The organism is Alcaligenes ammonioxydans, assembly GCF_019343455.1.
In the GTDB taxonomy this organism is placed as follows: domain Bacteria; phylum Pseudomonadota; class Gammaproteobacteria; order Burkholderiales; family Burkholderiaceae_B; genus Alcaligenes; species Alcaligenes ammonioxydans.
Genome location: NZ_CP049362.1, coordinates 1,382,141 through 1,401,229 on the forward strand (window position 1 = coordinate 1,382,141; position 19,089 = coordinate 1,401,229).

19 protein-coding genes are annotated in these 19,089 nt (G+C 58.4%); 7 read left to right on the top strand and 12 right to left on the bottom strand.

Annotated elements, in window-relative coordinates; all coding sequences use genetic code 11:
- The 6 genes from FE795_RS06235 to FE795_RS06260 form a co-directional block, all read right to left on the bottom strand.
- The gene (locus FE795_RS06235) at nucleotides 1-1,008 is read right to left on the bottom strand and encodes a YeeE/YedE family protein (RefSeq protein WP_051010417.1); all 1,008 of its coding nucleotides are present in this window, start codon (nucleotides 1,006-1,008) and stop codon (nucleotides 1-3) included.
- Nucleotides 1,009-1,040: 32 nt separating this feature from the next.
- Entirely contained in the window at nucleotides 1,041-2,336 is a 1,296-nt protein-coding gene (locus tag FE795_RS06240) for an NAD(P)/FAD-dependent oxidoreductase (protein ID WP_003801731.1), read from the bottom strand.
- A 2-nt stretch (nucleotides 2,337-2,338) separates the two neighbouring features.
- Nucleotides 2,339-2,692 carry a c-type cytochrome gene (locus tag FE795_RS06245; protein WP_003801730.1) on the bottom strand — a complete coding sequence of 118 codons (354 nt, stop codon included), beginning with the start codon at nucleotides 2,690-2,692 and terminating at the stop codon, nucleotides 2,339-2,341.
- Between the two features lie 162 nt (nucleotides 2,693-2,854).
- Nucleotides 2,855-3,181: a thiosulfate oxidation carrier complex protein SoxZ gene (soxZ, locus tag FE795_RS06250; protein ID WP_003801728.1), complete on the bottom strand. Its 327-nt coding sequence runs from the start codon at nucleotides 3,179-3,181 to the stop codon at nucleotides 2,855-2,857.
- Nucleotides 3,182-3,194: 13 nt separating this feature from the next.
- Nucleotides 3,195-3,698 (bottom strand): thiosulfate oxidation carrier protein SoxY, encoded by a 504-nt coding sequence (locus tag FE795_RS06255; protein WP_131071463.1) that lies wholly within the window; start codon nucleotides 3,696-3,698, stop codon nucleotides 3,195-3,197.
- On the bottom strand, nucleotides 3,685-5,013 hold the full coding sequence (locus FE795_RS06260; RefSeq protein WP_003801725.1) for an FAD-dependent oxidoreductase: 1,329 nt from the start codon (nucleotides 5,011-5,013) through the stop codon (nucleotides 3,685-3,687). Before FE795_RS06260 ends, FE795_RS06255 begins: the two co-directional genes overlap by 14 nt.
- Nucleotides 5,014-5,401: 388 nt before the next feature.
- Here FE795_RS06260 and FE795_RS06265 point away from each other — a divergent pair, with 388 nt between their 5' ends.
- A complete protein-coding gene (locus FE795_RS06265; protein WP_009461028.1) occupies nucleotides 5,402-5,611 on the top strand; it encodes a cold-shock protein in 210 nt (69 codons plus the stop codon).
- 172 nt (nucleotides 5,612-5,783) lie between these two features.
- Here the strand turns inward: FE795_RS06265 and FE795_RS06270 are convergent, their stop codons facing one another.
- Both FE795_RS06270 and FE795_RS06275 read right to left on the bottom strand, forming a co-directional pair.
- The gene (locus FE795_RS06270) at nucleotides 5,784-7,139 is read right to left on the bottom strand and encodes an ATP-binding protein (protein ID WP_131071464.1); all 1,356 of its coding nucleotides are present in this window, start codon (nucleotides 7,137-7,139) and stop codon (nucleotides 5,784-5,786) included.
- Between the two features lie 12 nt (nucleotides 7,140-7,151).
- Nucleotides 7,152-7,814, bottom strand: coding sequence for a response regulator (locus tag FE795_RS06275; RefSeq protein WP_003801720.1), 663 nt, complete (start codon nucleotides 7,812-7,814; stop codon nucleotides 7,152-7,154).
- Nucleotides 7,815-8,067: 253 nt separating this feature from the next.
- On the opposite strand from FE795_RS06275, the gene FE795_RS06280 reads away from it, so the two are divergent.
- From FE795_RS06280 to FE795_RS06300, 5 genes are all read left to right on the top strand, one after another.
- Nucleotides 8,068-9,663 carry a cbb3-type cytochrome c oxidase subunit I gene (locus FE795_RS06280; RefSeq protein ID WP_219235888.1) on the top strand — a complete coding sequence of 532 codons (1,596 nt, stop codon included), beginning with the start codon at nucleotides 8,068-8,070 and terminating at the stop codon, nucleotides 9,661-9,663.
- Nucleotides 9,660-10,310 carry a cbb3-type cytochrome c oxidase subunit II gene (locus FE795_RS06285; RefSeq protein ID WP_003801717.1) on the top strand — a complete coding sequence of 217 codons (651 nt, stop codon included), beginning with the start codon at nucleotides 9,660-9,662 and terminating at the stop codon, nucleotides 10,308-10,310. The genes FE795_RS06280 and FE795_RS06285 overlap by 4 nt, the downstream gene beginning before the upstream one ends.
- A gap of 8 nt (nucleotides 10,311-10,318) precedes the next feature.
- Nucleotides 10,319-11,128, top strand: coding sequence for a c-type cytochrome (locus FE795_RS06290; protein WP_131071465.1), 810 nt, complete (start codon nucleotides 10,319-10,321; stop codon nucleotides 11,126-11,128).
- A 21-nt stretch (nucleotides 11,129-11,149) separates the two neighbouring features.
- Nucleotides 11,150-12,238 carry a c-type cytochrome gene (locus tag FE795_RS06295; RefSeq protein WP_003801712.1) on the top strand — a complete coding sequence of 363 codons (1,089 nt, stop codon included), beginning with the start codon at nucleotides 11,150-11,152 and terminating at the stop codon, nucleotides 12,236-12,238.
- Nucleotides 12,239-12,572: 334 nt separating this feature from the next.
- Entirely contained in the window at nucleotides 12,573-13,022 is a 450-nt protein-coding gene (locus FE795_RS06300; protein WP_131071466.1) for a hypothetical protein, read from the top strand.
- A gap of 144 nt (nucleotides 13,023-13,166) precedes the next feature.
- Here FE795_RS06300 and FE795_RS06305 read toward each other — a convergent pair whose 3' ends face one another.
- A complete protein-coding gene (locus FE795_RS06305; RefSeq protein WP_230406281.1) occupies nucleotides 13,167-13,841 on the bottom strand; it encodes a metallophosphoesterase in 675 nt (224 codons plus the stop codon).
- A gap of 260 nt (nucleotides 13,842-14,101) precedes the next feature.
- Here FE795_RS06305 and FE795_RS06310 point away from each other — a divergent pair, with 260 nt between their 5' ends.
- Nucleotides 14,102-15,235, top strand: coding sequence for an aminotransferase class V-fold PLP-dependent enzyme (locus tag FE795_RS06310; RefSeq protein WP_059317948.1), 1,134 nt, complete (start codon nucleotides 14,102-14,104; stop codon nucleotides 15,233-15,235).
- Between the two features lie 170 nt (nucleotides 15,236-15,405).
- On the opposite strand, the gene FE795_RS06315 is transcribed toward FE795_RS06310, so the two are convergent.
- The 3 genes from FE795_RS06315 to FE795_RS06325 are packed head-to-tail and all read right to left on the bottom strand — an operon-like array spanning nucleotide 15,406 to nucleotide 19,072.
- Nucleotides 15,406-16,881: a TolC family protein gene (locus FE795_RS06315; RefSeq protein ID WP_230406282.1), complete on the bottom strand. Its 1,476-nt coding sequence runs from the start codon at nucleotides 16,879-16,881 to the stop codon at nucleotides 15,406-15,408.
- Nucleotides 16,882-16,891: 10 nt separating this feature from the next.
- Complete coding sequence (locus FE795_RS06320; RefSeq protein ID WP_003801704.1) at nucleotides 16,892-17,578, bottom strand: MarC family NAAT transporter; 687 nt, start codon at nucleotides 17,576-17,578, stop codon at nucleotides 16,892-16,894.
- A 21-nt stretch (nucleotides 17,579-17,599) separates the two neighbouring features.
- Nucleotides 17,600-19,072, bottom strand: coding sequence for a metal-dependent hydrolase family protein (locus FE795_RS06325; RefSeq protein ID WP_003801702.1), 1,473 nt, complete (start codon nucleotides 19,070-19,072; stop codon nucleotides 17,600-17,602).
- Nucleotides 19,073-19,089 lie beyond the last annotated feature (17 nt).

Genomic DNA, 19,089 nt, shown 5'->3' on the forward strand with positions numbered 1-19,089 from the left:
TCAGGAGTTGGGGCGTGCCCAGACCAGGCGCGAGCCAATCACGATCCCCAGCACCGCCAGCAAGGAGGTGGCGGACAAGGTAGACAGGCCACTCAAGCCCTGGCCGATGGTGCAGCCCAGGGCCAGCACACCGCCTACGCCCATCAGGGTGCCGCCGGTCATGGCACGCAGCATGTGGCGCGGTGATTCAAAGCCTTCCAGTTTCCAGCGTCGGCGCAGCAGAGCACTCAGGCAGGAACCGGCCAGCACACCCGCCACCATCAGGATGGTAAAGCGTGGACTCATGCCGGTGGAGATCATGGCGTATTGAATACTTTCCCCAATCGGGGCCACAAAGCTCAGCGAGCTGACGGGCACAGGCTCGAAGGGGTCATCGCCCAGCCAACCGGTGGTCAGCCAGCCTGCTACGATCAGCAGCCCGATAAAGGCGCCTGCCAGCAGATCACTCAGCCGCTGGCCGTCCAGACGGGGGCGCAGGGAAAAGGCGATTAAAGCGGCAACGAGCAGCGCAATGACGATGGATCGTACGGGGCCTGCGGGCAGGGTGACGGCAGGCAGGGTGATGCTGCTGACTTGGGCGAGGTTCATGCGTAGCGGGGCCAGCAGTCCGGTCAAGGTCATGTAAGCGGCGATACCCAGGCATAACAGCACTACAAAAGAGCGCAAATTACCTTGCCCCAACAGAATCAGAGCGCGGGCACCGCAGCCATTGGCCAAGGTCATTCCTATACCAAACAGCACGCCACCGACCGGCACCAGCAGCCAGGAAAAGGTCGGATTCAGGTACAAGACCTTGTCCAGGCTGATCAGCCCACTGCCTGCAGCCAGTTGTGTACCGGCCAGGGCCACGGCCAGCGCCAGGGCAAAGCCCTGGAGCTTGTAGCCGCTGCGCCCGGACCAGCGCTCGGTTAAACCACGATAAAAGCAAAAACCACTGAGCTGGCCACTCATGCCAAAGAGCAGACCAATGGCCAAGCTGACCCACAGTACAAGTTCTGTATTCATCATGTGCGCTGGAGAGGGAACGGGATTGAAACCACTTAGCCTTGGGTGCCCCAGATGTCGCGACTGATTGCGGCATACCAGGCCTCGCCATACTGGGCTTCCTGCTTGCGAAAGGCCGGGCTGGCTTCTTTGGGGCTGACCCCGCCGGAGGCTTCGGCCAACTTGTCATCGGCAAAGGCGTACAAATGCCCCACGGAAATGCCATAGTCAGGAGCGATCAAACTGTAGCAGGTATTGCTCAGGGTCGCCTGTGGCACGGGCTTGCCGTTCAAGGCATTGATGATGGCAGCCGCTGCCAGCTTGGCTTGTGTGTTGGCCGAGAAGCCGGACTTGGGCATGGGCGAGGCAATGGTGGCATCGCCCACCACATAGATGTCTTTGACCTGCTCGGATTCGAAGGTATGCGGGTCAATGGGCACCCAGCCGCTGGCGTTGGTGACACCGGCCTGTTCGGCAATGGTTCCCGCTTTTTGAGGCGGAATCACGTTGAGCACATCGGCCTTGTGGATTTCGCCAAACTCGGTTTCCACGCTGAGCTTGGCGGCATCCACGCGGGTGACTTTGCCGTCCTTGGAGAAGGGCACCCATTCGATCATGTCGCCATAGACGTGTTTCCAACCGTCCTGAAACAGGCCTTGTTTGGAGAAGCTGTCTTTGGCATCCAGAATCAGAATCTTGGACTTGGGTTTGTTCTGCTTGAAGTAGTGAGCCACCATGCTGGCGCGCTCGTAGGGGCCAGGCGGGCAGCGGAATGGGTTTTCGGGGGCCACCATAATAAAAGTGCCGCCGTTGGGCATGGCATCGAGCTGGCGTTTGAGCAGCCGGGTTTGCTCACCGGCTTTCCAGGCATGCGGCGCCAACAAGGCGGCGGCCTCGTCATACCCTTCCAGGGTGTTCCAGCGAAAATCAATGCCAGGCGAGAGCAGCAGCTTGTCGTAGGACAGCGTCTGGCCTTTGGACAGGCTCAGGGTTTTGGCCTGGGAGTCCACTGCCGTTGCCCGATCGTGGATCACCTCAATACCCGCTGCACGCAGGTCCTCAAAGCCGTGGCCCTGCTGTTCAAAGCGGCGCAGACCGGCCAGATACAGATTGCTGAATGGGCAGGTGTAGAAGGTGGTGGCCGGTTCGATCAAGGTTACTTTCAGGGATGGATCGCCGCGCTTGAGGTAGCGGGCCGCAGTGGCACCGCCAAAGCCGCCACCGACCACAATCACATGGGCGGAACGGCTGCGTGCATACACCGGCAAGGCACTCAGAGCCAGGCCAGCGGCACTGGTCTTACCGACACGGCTCAGCCATTGGCGACGGGAGGAGTTTACGGGTGTGCTCATGCTTAACGTCCTTGCGCCATGCTGACAGGGGTGGAGGGAAGTGTCGAGAAGTACTGGGCCAGAGCTTGCAGATCCGCATCCTGGTAGCCTTTGACCAGACGGTTCATGATGGTGGTGCCAGCCGGGGGATTGTCAGAGGCAAAGGCACGCAACTGCTCCAGCAAGGCGGCCTGGGGACGGCCTGCCAGCGAGGGAATGATGGTGGTGGAACGTCCATCCGGGCCGTGACAGTTCGCACAGGAGCTGGCTACGGTCTTGATATCCAGCGTGGAACTGGCCCAGGCCGGTGCCGCGGCACTGCTGGCCGCCAGCAAGGCGGGGGCGAAAAGGAGACGACCTACCAGAGAGAGGGACATGGGCATTCTTCTTGTCAATGTGCTTCGTTGCAGGAAAAGACGCTCAGCGTAGCATTCTCCTTACGCCCACTTTGTATGACTATATAGAACGCTGTTATGAGTTCAGCGCCCAATAGGGGCGCCGAGATGGGGGTAGGGAGTCTGATGGGAACCGAGCAATAATCAGTCGCTGATGCTCAGCTCGGTCTGGCCGGTGATGACAGCGCCCTGGTCGTCCGTCCAGCTCATCTCCAGAACCCCTGAGCGTCGTGCGACAAAAGTAAATTCAAGGTAGGGGTTTTGGGAAATGGCGGTTTCCGGTTGCCAATTGAACAAGAGTTCACCGTTAAAGGTGGCCTTGAATTCGTGGATGATGTTGCGTGGCACAACCTGACCTTCTTTGTTCAGGCGCAGGCCGCTTTCCATGCGGTGTTCTACCAGCGCACGCACGCGCACGATCTCGCCTGTCTTGGGCGTGGCGTTGCTGATCCAGATACGGGGTTTACTCATGAGGGGCTCTTGTTTACATGCCGCAGCCGCCAGCGGTCACGGTGATGTGATGCTGGGCGCTCAGAACGCGGCCATCGCTCAACCGTGCCAGGGCACGGATGGTTTGGGTTTCAATCAGACGCAGGCGCACGGCGACTTCCGTTGTACCTGCCAGGGCGGTAAAGCGAAAGCGGCAGGCCAGGGGGTGTGGGTTGCCCTGGGCCAGAATGATCAGCTCCTGGCAGTACAGCTCGTCATTGACGGGTAGGTCCAGCACGACCTTGACGGGCACTGCGGCGGGGTTGTCTCCAAGGGCGGGCATGTCCAGTTTCAAGCCTTTTTCCTCAGGGGTCGCGCCGTTCAGGAACTCGTTCACCACCGCCTGGACCTGGGCGGCGGTGGCCGGCTTGAGCAATTGATCAAAAGCGACTTGTGCATGCAGATTGACGGGCAGCCAGGCGGCGCCCAGTCCGGCCGCACTGCCCAGCAACAGCTGGCGACGACGCACGAAACGGGAGGGAAGTTTAGAGGAAGTCATTGAAACGGCTCTGGATCCACTGAAAATCTTCTTGAACAAGGTCGGGGGTGCGAACATCCATATCAATCTGTGTTTGCAGCACCTTGCCGCTGGCATCCAGCTCGTACTCAAACTTGACCGAAATTTCTTCTTGCGGGTCCCCATTCACCATCATGTAGCACAGGTTGTCGGGGAGTACCGGCACGACTTCCTTGCCTGCAATCCGTTCGGCCAGGTTCTGGGAAACGATTTTCGCCACGGCATGCGCAACGTGCGCGCTCTTGGGATAGTGGCCGAACTGATCGGAAATAAAGCCCATCGAGTCACCCACCACATAGACATTGTCGTCGTCGCGTGCGGTGAACAGGCGCGGATCAATATTGGCCCAGCCGGTGGGTTTGCCGTCAGGGCCTGTGCCCACCAGACCCGCGTTCCAGACCATGTCGGCCGCCTGATGCGGAGGCATGAGCACGGCATCGTCGAAATCAAAGTCGCCTGCAGTGGTCTTGATGTGTTTTTTGAAGGGGTCGACTTCACGCACCCGTGCATTGGGGACATGGGTGATGATGTCCGGGTACAGCTCCTGGAACGCGGCGCGGTAGCCCTCGCCAATCGGGGCGATATTGGGCTTGGGGTCCAGAATGATGATCTTGCCTGGAATCTTGTTGGTCTTGATGTGCCAGGCCATCAAACAGGCGCGTTCGTAGGGCGAGGGCGGACAGCGGTGGGGCGGCGGGGGCAGCGTCATGACAATGGTGCCGCCCTTGAAGGCCTTGAGCTTGTTCTTCAAAGCAAACATCTCGGCGTTCGGGATGTAGGCATTGGGAAAGTGCTGGCGTGTGTATTCCGCGGCGTAGGTGTCATTGCCAAACCAGGCGTCATAGGCATTGCGTATGCCGCCCGACAGGATCAGGTAGTCGTATTCCAGCGCGCCCTGGGTGGTACGTACGGTTTTCTTGTCGCGTTCGATGGCTGTGACTTCGGCATGCACCAAGCTGTACCCATACTTGATCGAAGGAGCCAGCATGTCATGGTTCAGGAAATCAGTGTTGACGATATCAATCAGCCACTTGTTGCTCATGGGCCCCGACCAGAAGGTGGGGTTGCGCTCGATCAGCACAACCTGAGCTTGGGGAACCAGCTTGGACAGATACTTGGCAGCGGTCATCCCGCCCCAACCGCCGCCACAAATCACAATGCGCGGGCCTTTGGTGTGGCGCGGCAGGATCTGACTGGTGTTGGTGATGATGGCGGGGGCTGAAAGGCTGGTGGAAGGAAGAACAATTGTTCCGAGTGCGGCGGCTGGGGTGGCCAGCAGAAAATTTCTACGATTCATTGTTATGTTCCTCGTGATCATGACATGACACACGTCAATCCTGGTAAGTAGACCGCTTGGTGCGAGCCAGTATAGCCAAGACTGTCGGGGCTGCGTGGGGTTTTTTGCCGGGCCAAGGCGTTGAAACCAAGGTTAGAGGCCGCTCAGGCACGGTGCAGCAGCGCAGTTCAGTGCGGGTGGGGGAAGAACGAAGTGGGGGGGAGGGCTGGTCGTGCGGTGGAAACGTCGGACTGCGGGTAAGGGTTAACACTCGGAAATGCTCAGGAAACAACAGAAAAACCGGATTTTTTGGATTAAAACGTAACGGCGCTATCTTTGTGCACAAAATCGGAGGATAGTGCAGGGAGAGAAATTTTTTCTCTGTTCGTTTTTACATTTAGGACTTATTTTGAAGACAGAAATTGGTATTGTGAAGTGGTTCAACAGCGAAAAAGGCTTCGGATTCATCGTGCCGGAGAACGGCGGCAAGGATCTCTTCGCACACCACAGTGAAATTCAGGGAACCGGGTTCAAAACATTGGAAGAGAACCAACGCGTTTCCTTCATCGAAGGTGCAGGCCAAAAAGGCCCATGCGCAACTAAAATCCAAATTCTTTGATGATGGGCTTGCCTGAACCGGCAAGCACCGCGTCAAACTGAAAAGGCCGGAACCCGCCAAGGTTCCGGCCTTTTTTAATGCTTGGCAAGCTGCCACCTGCAATCCAGAGATGGGCGCTGCGTGCTCTACCAGCAGTAGGTCCGATGTCGGGCAGCTGGAGCGACACGTCGCTTTAGAGCGGCGTTGACGCGCTTAGTGGTACGGTTAGCCGAGCCTCCAGACCGCCACCTTGCCGGTTCAGCAGCTCCAGCGTTCCTCCATGCTGGGTGGCGATGGCGTTCACGATGGACAAGCCCAGTCCGTAACCGGCCTGTTGCTGTGAGCCACGCCAGAAGCGGTTCATAGCCAGATCGCGTTCGCTCTCGCTCAAGCCAGGGCCATTATCCAATACGCTGATACGCAGGTATCCCGGTTCTCCCGCCTCAATTCGCAGGCTGATGGCTGCCAAGGCCTTGGCATAGCGCAGGGCATTATCGATCAGGTTCTGTATGGCTACTGTCAGCAAGGACTTTTCAATTTGCACCGGTCCGGGTTGAGTGTGTGTGTCCAGCGTGATGGCGTCGATGGTGTCACCATGGATGGCCTTGAGCGCATGTAAAGCTGCATAGACGGCTTCATCGGCCTGACTGCTTTCCTGACTCGCGCCCTGGCCGTCCAGCCGAGCCAGCTCCAGCAGCCTTTGCAGGATATTTTGCAGTTGCTGCACACCCTGATCGGCCTGACTTAAGGCGGCATCCAGCGTGTCACGCTCGCCAGGACGTTGGGCCGCCAAATGAGCCACTTGAAGGTGGGTTTTGATGCCTGTCAGCGGGGTGCGCAATTCGTGGGCTGCGCTATCGGTAAAGCGGCGTTCACGCATGATGGCGGCCTGTTGCCGCTCCAGCAGCGCTTCAATCGTACGCAGCAGCGGCTGCAGCTCCACCGGGGCTTTGACCTGGGGAAGCGGGCTGTCGTCACCGGGACGGCGGCGGGCCAGCAAATCCCGAATCCGCTCCAGAGGGGCCAGCCCGTGACCGATCCCTATCCACAACAGGAGCAGACTGCCAAACAGGGCCACTACGAAAGGCAGCCCGGCCGAGAGCATGATTTCCCGTACCAGGGATTCGCGTATCTCGATGCTGTCAGCGGCGGCAATCTGGATATGCCCCTCGCGCAGGACAAAGGTGCGCCAGCGCTTGCCGCCATGGATATGGGTGCCAAAGCCCAAGGCCACTTGCGACATGTCCGGACTGCCGGCGGTACGGCTGACTGCCTGAATCTCCACTTCACTGCGCACCACGCTGATCTCGCAGGCAACCCCGTCGCGGGCAATGATGTCCAAGGGGCGTTCGGCTGACTGGGCCAACTCCTGTAGATTCGGAAATTGGGCCACCAGCCCGGCCACCATTCGCGCCGAGGCCGCCAGACGGCTGTCCAGCGCCTCACGCAGGGAATGGCGCGCATCCATCAGCATCCAGGCCGCCACGGCACTCCATAGCACGGTCAGGGAAATGCCGATCACCAGCAGCAACCTCAGGCGCAAACTCATGTTGTTTCTTTCCTAGCCCGCCGGCCCCAGTCGGTAGCCCAGACCGCGAACGGTCTCAACGATATGGCTGCCCAGCTTGCGCCGCAAATGGTAGATATGGACATTGATGGCATTGCTTTCCAGATCCTGGTCGTACCCGTAGACGCTGTCACACAGCTGTTCGGCACTCAGAATGGCATGGGGTTTGTTGAGCAGGGCGCGCAACAGGGACAGTTCGCGCCGGGCCAGGCTGACTGGCTTGCCATCCAGAGTGACATGGCCGGTCGACGCACAGAAGCTTAATCGTCCATATTCAATGCAGTCGGTTTCGTGACCGGCCAAGCGTCGTGTCAGCACATGCAGACGCGCCAGCAGCTCGTCCAGGTCAAAAGGCTTGATGACGTAGTCATCGCCTCCGCCCAACAAGCCCTCGACCCGGTGATGCAGCGCATCGCGGGCGGTCAGGATCAGAATGGGCAGTTTGCGGCCCTGATCGCGCCAGCGGCGCAGCAGCGTCAGTCCGTCCTGATCGGGCAAGCCCAGATCCAGAATACAGACATCAAAGTGCGAGGACAGCAAGGCCGTATCGGCCAGACTGGCGGTGCCTACGTGGTCCACCGTCAAGCCGTGCAATCGCAGGCCGGCCACAATTCCGCTGGCGACCAGCGCGTCATCTTCAACCAGTAAGACGTGCATTCTCCCCCCTTGTCGCGAATGCGGCGTGTTCAGGCAAAGCCTGATGTTCATTACGTTTCGGCGTTCATGTTAGCAGTCTTGAGGCGGGCGGCAAAAGGCGCCTCTCTCTTAATTTGGCCTTAATCCTGATCCTCTACTGTGAGCTAGATTGCATTGCATTTGCATCTCGGTACTTACTTTTTTAATAAAACCGGCTGGGGCAATGACGTTTCTCCAGGCTTAGCCGCATGATCGATCTCGGGCATTTATTCACATGACTCCTATATTGGGAATATTACTGGCGACCAGTTTTGTCGCCTCTTTGGTGGCACTGGGCATTCTTGTCTGGGCCGTTGCAAACAAACTGATTTTCGTCGGCAAGAACGAGGCTGAAACCATCTTCATGAAAGGGGAGTTGGGCCAGCCTGACGATAGCGCTTCCTTTGGGGAGAAGAGCGAGGCGCAGGCGCATCGTTTTGACGTGTTGCGTGCCGGCATTGATCGCAGTGGCCGAGGGCCGGTTTTGCTGTTGGTGACGGTCGGAATTACCTGGCTGCTGATAGGCTCGGTGTTTGGCGTGATGGCATCGCTCAAACTGCACTGGCCCGACTGGCTGGCCGATGTGGCCCAGGTGACGTTTGGACGGGCGCGCACCTTGCACCTGAATATTGTGGCCTATGGCTGGTTGTCGGTGACCGGAATCGGTGTGGCCTTGTGGCTGTTGCCACGCATTTTTCATACGCCCTTGCGACGGCCCAATATGGTGTACTTCGGTGCCGCCTTGTGGACCCTGGGGGTCTTGGGCGGCACGCTGGCCGTTGCCAGTGGCTGGTCCGATGGCATTGAGTGGCTGGAGTTCCCCTGGCAGATCGATATTTTGCTGGCGGTAGGCGGTTTTTTCCTGGCCTGGCCGGCTATTGAAACTGCGGCCAAGCGCAAGTCGCGCCATATCTATGTGTCAGGCTGGTACTTTCTGGCTGGCATGGTGTGGTTTCCCTTCCTTTTCCTGGTATCGAATATCCCGGGCCTGCACATCGGTGCTCAGCAAGCTACCGTGAACTGGTGGTTTGCTCACAATGTGCTGGGTCTGTGGTTGACGCCGATGGGCGTGGGGGCGGCGTACTACATCATCCCTAAAATCATTGGCAAGCCCGTGTATTCCTACAACGTGTCTTTGCTGGGTTTCTGGAGCCTGGCGCTGTTCTACAGTCAGGTGGGCATGCATCACTTGATGGGGGGGCCGGTGCCGACCTGGGCCGTCACCCTTTCCGTGGTGCATAGCATCATGATGTTTGTGCCTGTGATTGCGGTAGCCATCAACCAGCACGTCACGGTGGCGCAGAACTTGTGGGCCTTCAAGCAATCCATGGCCTTGCGTTTTGTCTGGATTGGCGCACTGATGTACACCCTGTCCTCTTTCCAGGGGTCGCTGGAGGCCATCCGTTCGGTGAACTCGGTGACGCACTTTACGCATTACACCGTCGGTCACGCCCATCTGGGCGCCTACGGCTTTGTGTCCATGGTGATGTTTGGCACTTTGTATTACATGATGCCGCACATTCTGGGACGTCGCTGGCCCTTTCCGGCGCTGATCAAGACCCATTTCTGGCTGGTGACGGCAGGCTTCACGATTTATGTGCTGGCCTTGAGCATTGCCGGGGTCGTGCAGGGCATGGGTCTGATGGACCCGGGCGCCAGTTTCGGCGAGATCACTCGCAAGATGGTTCCGTATCTGGAGGCCCGCTCGATCGGCGGCACCATGATGACCTTGGGTCATTTCATTTTTGCGGCTCACTTTGCCTTGCTGCTGTTGCGCAAAGACACCGCTGTTAATGCGACTCCTACACTTGCTCGGGCAGATGCATCATGAACCGACTCTTACCTTTACTCATCGGAGCCATTGGCGTTTTGCTGCTGGCCACTCTCATGCTGGTGATTCTGCCGGCTTGGCAATTGCGCACCTCGGAGCCTCCTGCGCCATTGAAGCCCTATACCGTCCAGCAGTTGCAGGGCCGTGATCAGTACGTGGCGAACGGCTGCTTGTACTGTCACAGCCAGCAGCCCCGCTCGAGCGGTCAGACTCTGTTTGACACCGCCCGTGGCTGGGGGCGTGCTTCTACGCCCGGTGACTATTTTTACGACTCGCCCCACTTGCTGGGAACGATGCGTACCGGTCCGGACCTGTTCAACGTCGCAGCGCGCATGAAAAGTCGGGATTGGCACTTGACTCACCTGTACCAGCCGCGTGCGATTTTCGACTGGAGCCTGATGCCATCCTACCCTTATATGTTCGAACTGAAAGCTCAGCTCGAACCGGGCGATGTGCTTGTGCGTCTTCCCGAATCCTTGCAGCCAGAGGGCAAGCATGTGGTTGCCCGCCAGGAAGCCCTGGATCTGGTCGAGTATTTGCTGGCCTTGGATCGCACCTACGCGACTACAAGCCAGGAGTTGGATAAACGCGACCGCGGCTACGACCGCCGCCCTGGCGAGACCTTGATGGACTCGGGCGCTCAATAGGACATGTCATGACAAAGAAAAAAGATTCGAGTTCGCCTCTGGTCGAGAATATTGACCCTAGTTTTGAGCCATGGGAGCCACCGCGTCCCATTCCGATTTTTCTGCTGGCCGTGCTGGTGGCGCTGGCCTTGGCGGGCGTGGGCCTTTATCTGCATGATCTGGCCCCGCATGCCGCGCCAGATGAGTCCACTGTCATCGGCTCTCACGGCGGTGGTACGCCAGTCGTGCCGGCAATGGCTGCTTCAAGGGATGCACCGGTGCTGGTGCATTCGGGGCAGGGCAGTGTGTGGAGCTGCGCCTCCTGTCACGGTGAGGCGGGTGAAGGCGCGGGTATCACCCCTCGTCTGGCCGGTATTTCAGAGGCATATCTGCTCAAGCAGCTCGAGGATTTTGCCAGTGGCGCACGTTTGAATGAGTCCATGCAGTATGTGGCTCGTGGCTTGCAACCGGCGGATATGAAAGAGCTGGCCAGCTACTACGCCAAGCTGCCTGTCCCCGCTATTGCAGTACCCAGTTCGGACGCGGATCTGGCGCGTGGGCAGGCCTTGTTCCAGAAAGGAGACTGGAAGCAGAACGTGCCCGCCTGCATCAGCTGTCACGGCAGCCAAGGTGAAGGGGTAGGGGCTGCGTTCCCGCCGCTGGCGGCTCAACAGGCGGACTACCTGTTCAGTCAGCTGTCGGCCTGGAAAGGCGGTCATCGTCACAATTCGCCGCAAACGCTGATGGATGATATTGCCTCGCGCCTGTCCTACGAGGACCTGTATGCGGTTTCCTACTACGCCGCCTCCTTGCCAGCCCCTGGCACGCAGGCGAAATAAGATCAGAACAGAGAGTTTTTTATGAAAGATACGCAAGAGCAGGGTCGTGGCAAACCCGTCATGTCGGGCGGACGCAGACTGGCCTGGGGGGCCGGTATAGGGGTATTGCTGTTTGCCATCGGATATGGTCTGAACGCCAGGGGCTGGTTGTCTTTTTCCCTGGGCTCGCCCGATTCGGCGACGATTAAGGTGGGCGATGTCGGTTACAGCCGTGAGGCCATGCAAGCCGATCGAGAGGCGCAAAGCAAGGACAAGCTCGCGGTCACGGCGGGAATGCCGGTGGGCCCGGACGGCTACTTTGTGCCGCCTGCCGAGAGCAGCATTCCCGACACACCATACGGGGAAGCCGTTCGGCGTGGACAACAGATTTTTATGGAAACCTCCACGACAGTGTCGGATCACGTGGGCAACACACTGGCCTGTGTGAACTGCCACCTGGATGCCGGGCGCCGTGAGCATTCAGCGCCCATGTGGGGGGCTTATGTCAGCTACCCGGCGTACCGTTCCAAGACCAAGGCCATCAGTACCCTGGAAGATCGCATTATTGGTTGTTTTACCTATTCGATGAATGCCCAGGCTTCTTCTACGGGCGTGGCGCCACCGGCAGGCAGCGACGTCTACCGTGATTTGATGACCTATATGTACTGGATGTCTGACGGGGCGCCGACCGGTCAGAAGTTGCCTGGCGCCGGCTTTCCCAAGGTGAAAAAGACGGAGCTGGGCTATGACGTCGCGCGGGGTAAAGAGGTTTACACCAATAATTGTGTGCTGTGTCACGCGGTGGATGGTCAGGGACAGAAGGATGCTGAAAGTGGCGTGGTCTTCCCGCCTTTATGGGGGAATAACTCCTACAACTGGGGAGCGGGGATGGCACGTATTGATACGGCAGCGGGTTTCATCAAGGCCAATATGCCTTTGGGTAAACCATTTTCCCTGACCGATCAAGAAGCCTGGGATGTTGCCGCTTACATCAACAGTCATGAGCGTCCCAAAGATCCTCGTCAGACAGGGACGCTGGAGCAGGCTCGCGTGGAATTTCACGATGGAGAGGAAAGCTACTACGGCAAGAAAGTGAACGGCCTTGTGTTGGGTGGGGGCGTGGACAAGTAAATGTTGGGCTGTTGGAAAGCGAGGTCGTAGGACGCCGGTACTGGGGATTTGCCGATTGATTGCTTCCTTGGACCCATAAGCAAAGTAATTGGGCAGCGGTTTGTGCCGTAAACACCCAATGAAATCAGGTCGATGGATGTTATGCACAAGCAGTTATCGGCAGTTGCAGCATCCGGCTGTCCAGTGACCTTGATGGACTGGGCTGAAAAGCACCCCATTAAACGGCGGATTATCCAGCATATGGTTGTTATTAATATCATAAAGAGATAAAAACCATACCTTATCTGCTTGGCACTCGCCGACCTGTTCCAACTTTTTTGACCTCTTTTTTCGAATGATTCCCTTTAAACAACTTGGCATCTGCGCCTTTGCTCTCGTGCTGGCAGGCTGTGCCGCACATCGGGCTCCTTCCCGCTTTGAGGGCAAACCTGTATCGGAAGCCGTGAACGCCATGCCCAAACGTTTGCAACAGTCTGGAATAACCAACGATGGCAAACCCTACTATTACTGGATATTTGACGAAGTTGAAACGGTGACATTCACAGATAGCTACGCCTATCACAACACCGATCGGCCTGGTATGACCACAGGCCTGTATTTTTATGAACGCGAACTGCCTCGCAAGTGCTCTGTGGTAGTGGTGTATGACGAAGCCACGCAAATCGTGACCGACTTCCAGGTCAATAAAACCCGCAACGCCAAATGCCGGAAAATGGAATCGTATCTGGACGGCAGCGCCTACAAACCCGGCTTTCTGCTGCAGTTCAAAGATCCTCTGCGTTAGAGACATCATTACAGACAGCAGAGTTAGGGCGATGTCTTGATGGGGTGGTCATCCGCCTGTTCTTTTCTAGGGGATGACCGATGTTCAAGCCGGTGCAGAGACAGCGTGAGGGAAGAAGCCCGCACCAGCATTGACGAAAAACGCCTACAAAGCCACCAAGCGCTTCAAGTCCAGCAAGGTGAAATGCCCATGATCCAGCCACCCGCCGGTATCAATGAAAAACACATTGCCCAATTGCCGCATTTTGTGCGTTGTCTGGTGCCCATGCACCAAGGCTCGCACGCCACTGACCAGACCGTCGTAGCCCGTCACATAGCGGTCTCTGGACCACATGCAAACATAGCGGTCATTGGCATCGAAAGCCTGGGTATGGATGTGTTGCCAGTCTTCGTAGGGGAAGTCGGCATGCACCATACCCACTAAACCCAGGGGCGTTTCAATTTCCATTGCCAAAGGCAGGGCTTGCAGGCGTTGCGCGATAAGGGATTGTTCGTCCGGTGTGCAGTCGTCCAGCCATAGCCCGCCATGCACACGATGGTCTACTTCTTGAATCGCTTGTCCAATCGCCCGCCGCCAGGTCAGTTGTTCGTGATTGCCACAAATTGCGTGAAACCAGGGCAGGTCAAGCCAGTCTAGAACCTGGTGCGACTCCGGGCCGCGATCTACCAAGTCCCCCACTGAAAAAAGCCGGTCCTTGGAGGGATTAAACCGAATCCGTTCTAAAGACTTCTTCAGCTTGGTGAAGCAACCGTGAATATCTCCCACGGCAATATCGCGTCCCAAGGTATTTGGCTTAAAGCGGGCTACATGCATTGTCATGTTCGGGCTGGGTGATACGTGCCCATCACGGTACTCATAGCCGGGACTGGAGTCAAGAAAGGCACGGCCTGGCGTAACCTTGCGTGTTGGACAAGCGGTCACGCCCGCCAGGCATCCGGGTAGCGTCAGGGTTGATCGGCCTGCTTCCGATAAACCTTAGTCTGAGCAGACTACGCGATGGGACAAGCAGACCGTGTTGGATGGCTTGGTCTAAAATCCCTGGAGCTTACTATTTTTTCTCTCTGAATTCCGAGGTTTTCATGTCTCACACCAATACGCCTGTTGATCCGGACGGCCTGCTTGAGTATTCGGTGGTCTACACCGATCGCGCGCTAAACCACATGTCGAAAACCTTCCAGGAAGTGATGCGCGAAATCTCTCGCACGCTCAAGCTGGTCTATCAGGCTCACTCGGCGATTGTGGTGCCGGGCAGCGGGTCGTTCGGCATGGAGGCGGTCGCCCGTCAGTTTGCGACTAATCGCAAGTGCATGGTGATTCGTAACGGCTGGTTCAGCTACCGATGGACGCAGATTTTCGATATGGGCTCCATCCCTGCCAGCACGACGGTTCTGAAAGCTCGTCCGATCGAGCCAGGGACGCAGGCGGCCTACGCGCCTGCGCCTGTCGAGGAAGTGATCGCCGCGATTCAGGCTGAAAAGCCGGCCCTGGTGTTTGCCCCGCATGTGGAGACGGCCTCGGGCATTATGCTGCCAGATGACTATATGCGTCAGGTAGCAGATGCGGTGCATGCGGTCGGCGGACTGTTTGTGCTGGATTGCATTGCCTCTGGCACCGTCTGGGTGGATATGAAGCATGTGGGCGTGGATGTCTTGATTAGCGCGCCACAAAAAGGTTGGACCGGTTCAGCGTGTTGCGGCCTGGTGATGTTGAGCGAGCGGGCTCGTCAGCACATTGACAGTACAACCAGCACCAGTTTTGTCTGCGATCTGCGCAAGTGGCTGCAGATTATGGAAACCTATGAAAATGGGGCTCACGCCTACCACGCGACTTTGCCTACGGATTCGTTGAAGGTTCTGCAAGAGGCGATGGCCGAGACCGAAGCGCTGGGTTTTGACTGGGTCCGCAATCGTCAGCTTGAGCTGGGTCGCAAAGTGCGCGCTCTGTTGAGTGAGCACGGTTTTCGCAGCGTGGCCGCGCCGGGTTTTGAGGCCCCGGGCGTTGTCGTGTGCTACACCACGGACGACGGGATTCATTCGGCGGCGAAGTTTGCCAAGGCTGGCTTGCAAGCGGCGTCGGGCGTGCCTTTGCAGTGTGATGAACCTGCCGATTTCAAGACTTTCCGCATTGGTTTGTTTGGCCTGGACAAGCTGACTCATATCGAGCGTTCTGTAGAACGCTTGGCCCAAGCCCTGGATGCCATTGAGGCGCAGTAAGGCGTGGGTGCACACCTTTTTTGCCCCCATGAAAAGGGAGCCGCGAGAGGCTCCCTTCGTGGATGACTGGGCTCGGCCGGAGCCCCTGCCCCGATTGACTGGGCCGGCATTCGAGGCAGGCCCAGCCGGATGGCAGGGTTGGCCAGCCGCCGCTGCTTAAGATTGAGGGTTTAGGGCTCTTTGGGCGCCTGGTTGAGTTCACCCATGGCAAAAGCGAGATTGACGGAGCCCACCAGCCCTGCCGTATGGGCCAGAGTCTGGGCCTCCTGGGCGCCCAGCAGCCCCGTGTGGGCTTCGGTCAGCAAGGTCATGCCGGTCAGACCTTCCTGATAAGACTCCAGCGCGCCCTGGTAGGTGATCTGGGCGGCCTCGACCAGACTGCTGGCGGCCTGGTGGGATTCCAGAGCTGCGCGCAAGGCATCGGCGGCGATGATCAGTTGCTTGTAGGCATCCTGCTCGGTCTTGACGACACGTTCGCGCGCAGTGTCAGCGCGTAACTGGGCTTCGCGCACTTGCTTGTTGCGCAATCCTGCATCGTAAAGCGGGATGCTTAAGGCCAGCACGGCCCCCCGGGAGGAGGCTTGGGGGCTGATCTCTGGCAGGCTGCCGACGCTCAGTGAGCCCATGCGCTTGGACATGAAGCCCATGAGTGCCAATTTGGGCATGAAGCTCGCTTCGGCAGATTCGATGCCCGCCAGACTGGCTTGATGCGCGGCTTGCAATGCCTGAACATCAGGGCGCTGTGCAATGGCTTTTTTCAGGATTGCGTTGCCGGGAATGTCCAGGTCTTCCGGCAAGGGCCGCGAGGCGCTGTCCGCGACCGAAAGCTCCGCCTCGGGCGACAGGCCAATGGCCCCCAATAACGTCTGATAGGACTGCCGTGCCAGTGTGCTGGCATTGACGTGATGCAAACGGGCCTGTGCCTTGAGTTGCCGCGCCTGGGCCACTTCGATCTGGGTGCCCAGGCCATTGCGTTGCCGCTCCAGAGCAATGTCTTCGATCAAGGTGGCATTTTTCAGACCTTGAGCAGAGATGCGCGCGCGCTGACGGGCCGAGTTGTAGTTGAAATAGCTGATGGACACCTCGGCAATAACGGCCTGGTGGACACCGCTGAAGGTGATCCGGCTGGCCATGGCCAGTTTGTCCGCCGCCTTTTGCAAGGCTGCCCGCTTGCCAAAATCGAACAGCAGCCATTTCAAGGTAAGCGAAGGGACGGCACCACTTAAATGGGTGTCGTAGTCCACATCGATTTCTCTGCCCAGAATGTGAACACTGTCATCCCGATCACTGCGTATATAGCCGCCCACCACACTGGCAGAAATAAGCGGCAGGTAGGCGCTTTGCACCATGCCGGCGGCTTCCGCAGCTTGCTGGGCCTCGCCCCAGGCGATACGGGTGCTGGGATTGAGGCGTTGCGCCAGATCGATCAGTTCAGGCAGGCTGTATTCGTGACCCGCCCGGATCGTAGGGATGGGCTGGCTGGACTCGGGGCCCGGCTCGTTGGCCAGTGTCAGTCGGGGCGGCTCAGGGGCATCCTGGCCGGAGGCGGGTGAAGCGACGGACCGATGATCCGGAGCCGCACAGGCCGTCAGGATCAGGACGGCGGTCACGCTCAGGCTAAGACGCAGAGCAGGCAAACAAGACATAAACATACACTCAGGAGGCGGCAGAATGGGTTAGCAGCGTGGCAGCATACTGCTGACCGCCTTCCAGGACCAGCTGCACGGCCATGCAAACCAATAAAAACCCCATGATGCGTGAGATGGCATCGACGCCGCCATGACCAATGACACGCACGATGCTCAAGGAGGAGCGCAGGCAGATGAAAAAAATCAGGCCGATCAGAACCGCCAGAATCACAGGGGCCACCATTAGGACCCATTGGGCATACTGTCCGCGCATGCCATGCATTTGGGACGAGGCACTGAGGACCAGAGCCATGGTGCCGGGCCCCACAGTGGATGGCAGCGTCAAGGGCACAAACGCGATATTGTTGTGCGAGGCCGTATGTTGATCGTTGGCCTGGGACACCATGTCACTGACAGCGGGAGGAAACAGCATGCGGAAACCGATGTAGGCCACGATCAGGCCGCCCGCGATACGTATGTCCACCATGGAAATGCCCAGGGCCGATGTAATCCACAACCCGGCGTAATAGGTCACCAGCAGGGCCAGGATCACGCATAGCGTTGCCTGGCGCAGCTGCTGTTTTTTTTCCTCTGCACTCAGGCTCTCGCCTAAAGACAAGTACATCACCATGGCGGTTAAGGGGTTGGCCATGGGCAGCAAAAATGCCAGCCCCAGGCCGATCAGTTTGAATAGCTGCATGATGTCGTCTGGCATGGGATCTCCTGGGGGTGAGGGTCAGGCGGGCAGGGCGTTCTTGTAGATTTTGCCATCCTTGATGATCAGCAGCAGGTTCTGGTCGGGCTGTTCCAGAAAGTCCAGACTGTGTTCGGGCTCGCCATCGATCAGCAGCAGATCGGCCAGAGCGCCAGGGCGAATGACGCCGAGCTCGCCTTCATATGGCTGGCGCAGGCCGGACAGTTGCAGCAGGCGGCCATTGTCTCCTGTCGCCATTTTCAGCACCTTGAGCGGTTCATAAAAACGGGTCAGTTTGGACAGCATCCGGCCGTGATGGGGAAGATGAGCGGGGGTAAACAAAATATCCGTGCCCCAGGCGGTCTGGATCTGGTATTTGTCGGCCAGTTCGTAGGCACGTACAGTGCCCACGGCAACCTGCTGCTGCTTGGCTTTGCTGTGTGGGTCGCGCTGGACGTTGGCATCCTCGTCGGCCAGGAATGGTTGCAAACTCCACCACACGCCTTCGCCGGCCATCATGCGGGCCGTTTCGTCGTCTGCCAGTTGGCCATGCTCGATGGATTTGACTCCCGCCTTGATGGCACGCTGGATGCCGCGCGCACAGTAAACGTGCACCATTACGTAGGTGCCCCAGTCGCTGGCGGCGCCGACGGCGGCGCGCAGCTCTGCATCGCTAAACTGCAATCCCTCCAGGGGGTCGTACAAGGACGTCACTCCGCCCCCAGCCATCAGCTTGATCTGACTGGCCCCCAACATCAGTTGCTCACGCACGCGACGCAGAACCTGGTCGGGCCCATCGGCAATACAGGTGACCCCGGCCCGTTCGGTGTGACTCAGATCGCCCTGCGCCCGGGGGACTTCGTAACGCATCCGGAAGTCGGCGTGCCCCCCGGTTTGCGCAATCATCGCCCCGCTGGGGTAGATGCGGGGACCGTGCAGCAAGCCCATATCAATACCGCGTTTTAGCGAGAAGCTGGGGCCACCGGCATCGCGCACGGTGGTAAAGCCGCGCAGCAAGGTACGCTCGGCTTCTTTGCTGGCAATCAAATGCAGATCAGCCGGGTCGGCCATCATGGCGGTCATCTGGTCTACTGCACACAGCAGACTATGCCAGTGTGCGTCAATCAGCCCGGGCATCAGCACTTTATTCTGACAATCCATGACGGTGGCATCGGCGGGAATCTCGGCTACCGGCATGACCGCTGTGATTCGACCCTGATCAATCTGAACGGCCAGACCGTTTTTCAACTCGGTGCTCTGGCCATCGAACAGGCGCAGATTGCTCAGAATGAGTTTTGGGGACAGGGCGAGCGGCTTTTGCTCCAAGGCATTGTTGGACTGGAAGGCCGGACCTGTTGGGGTGGCGTTGGGAGCAAAGCTGGCCGCTGCGCTCAGACGCTTGTGAATGAAAGGGATGGAGGGGTGCGCGCAAACACAGGCCGGCACACCGTGGCGATAAGCCAGACGTTGTTGGCGCAGAGCAGGGGAATGGCCCAGGTAAGAATAGGTCTGCATGGCATCCTGAAAAATCA

Excerpts from the sequence above, each read along its gene's own strand:
- FE795_RS06235 (WP_051010417.1), bottom strand. The coding sequence starts at position 1,008 with ATGATGAATACAGAACTTGTACTGTGGGTCAGCTTGGCCATTGGTCTG.
- FE795_RS06240 (WP_003801731.1), bottom strand. The coding sequence starts at position 2,336 with ATGAGCACACCCGTAAACTCCTCCCGTCGCCAATGGCTGAGCCGTGTC.
- FE795_RS06245 (WP_003801730.1), bottom strand. The coding sequence starts at position 2,692 with ATGTCCCTCTCTCTGGTAGGTCGTCTCCTTTTCGCCCCCGCCTTGCTG.
- soxZ (WP_003801728.1), bottom strand. The coding sequence starts at position 3,181 with ATGAGTAAACCCCGTATCTGGATCAGCAACGCCACGCCCAAGACAGGC.
- FE795_RS06255 (WP_131071463.1), bottom strand. The coding sequence starts at position 3,698 with ATGACTTCCTCTAAACTTCCCTCCCGTTTCGTGCGTCGTCGCCAGCTG.
- FE795_RS06260 (WP_003801725.1), bottom strand. The coding sequence starts at position 5,013 with ATGAATCGTAGAAATTTTCTGCTGGCCACCCCAGCCGCCGCACTCGGA.
- FE795_RS06270 (WP_131071464.1), bottom strand. The coding sequence starts at position 7,139 with ATGAGTTTGCGCCTGAGGTTGCTGCTGGTGATCGGCATTTCCCTGACC.
- FE795_RS06275 (WP_003801720.1), bottom strand. The coding sequence starts at position 7,814 with ATGCACGTCTTACTGGTTGAAGATGACGCGCTGGTCGCCAGCGGAATT.
- FE795_RS06280 (WP_219235888.1), top strand. The coding sequence starts at position 8,068 with ATGACTCCTATATTGGGAATATTACTGGCGACCAGTTTTGTCGCCTCT.
- FE795_RS06285 (WP_003801717.1), top strand. The coding sequence starts at position 9,660 with ATGAACCGACTCTTACCTTTACTCATCGGAGCCATTGGCGTTTTGCTG.
- FE795_RS06290 (WP_131071465.1), top strand. The coding sequence starts at position 10,319 with ATGACAAAGAAAAAAGATTCGAGTTCGCCTCTGGTCGAGAATATTGAC.
- FE795_RS06295 (WP_003801712.1), top strand. The coding sequence starts at position 11,150 with ATGAAAGATACGCAAGAGCAGGGTCGTGGCAAACCCGTCATGTCGGGC.
- FE795_RS06300 (WP_131071466.1), top strand. The coding sequence starts at position 12,573 with ATGATTCCCTTTAAACAACTTGGCATCTGCGCCTTTGCTCTCGTGCTG.
- FE795_RS06305 (WP_230406281.1), bottom strand. The coding sequence starts at position 13,841 with ATGACAATGCATGTAGCCCGCTTTAAGCCAAATACCTTGGGACGCGAT.
- FE795_RS06310 (WP_059317948.1), top strand. The coding sequence starts at position 14,102 with ATGTCTCACACCAATACGCCTGTTGATCCGGACGGCCTGCTTGAGTAT.
- FE795_RS06315 (WP_230406282.1), bottom strand. The coding sequence starts at position 16,881 with ATGTCTTGTTTGCCTGCTCTGCGTCTTAGCCTGAGCGTGACCGCCGTC.
- FE795_RS06320 (WP_003801704.1), bottom strand. The coding sequence starts at position 17,578 with ATGCCAGACGACATCATGCAGCTATTCAAACTGATCGGCCTGGGGCTG.
- FE795_RS06325 (WP_003801702.1), bottom strand. The coding sequence starts at position 19,072 with ATGCAGACCTATTCTTACCTGGGCCATTCCCCTGCTCTGCGCCAACAA.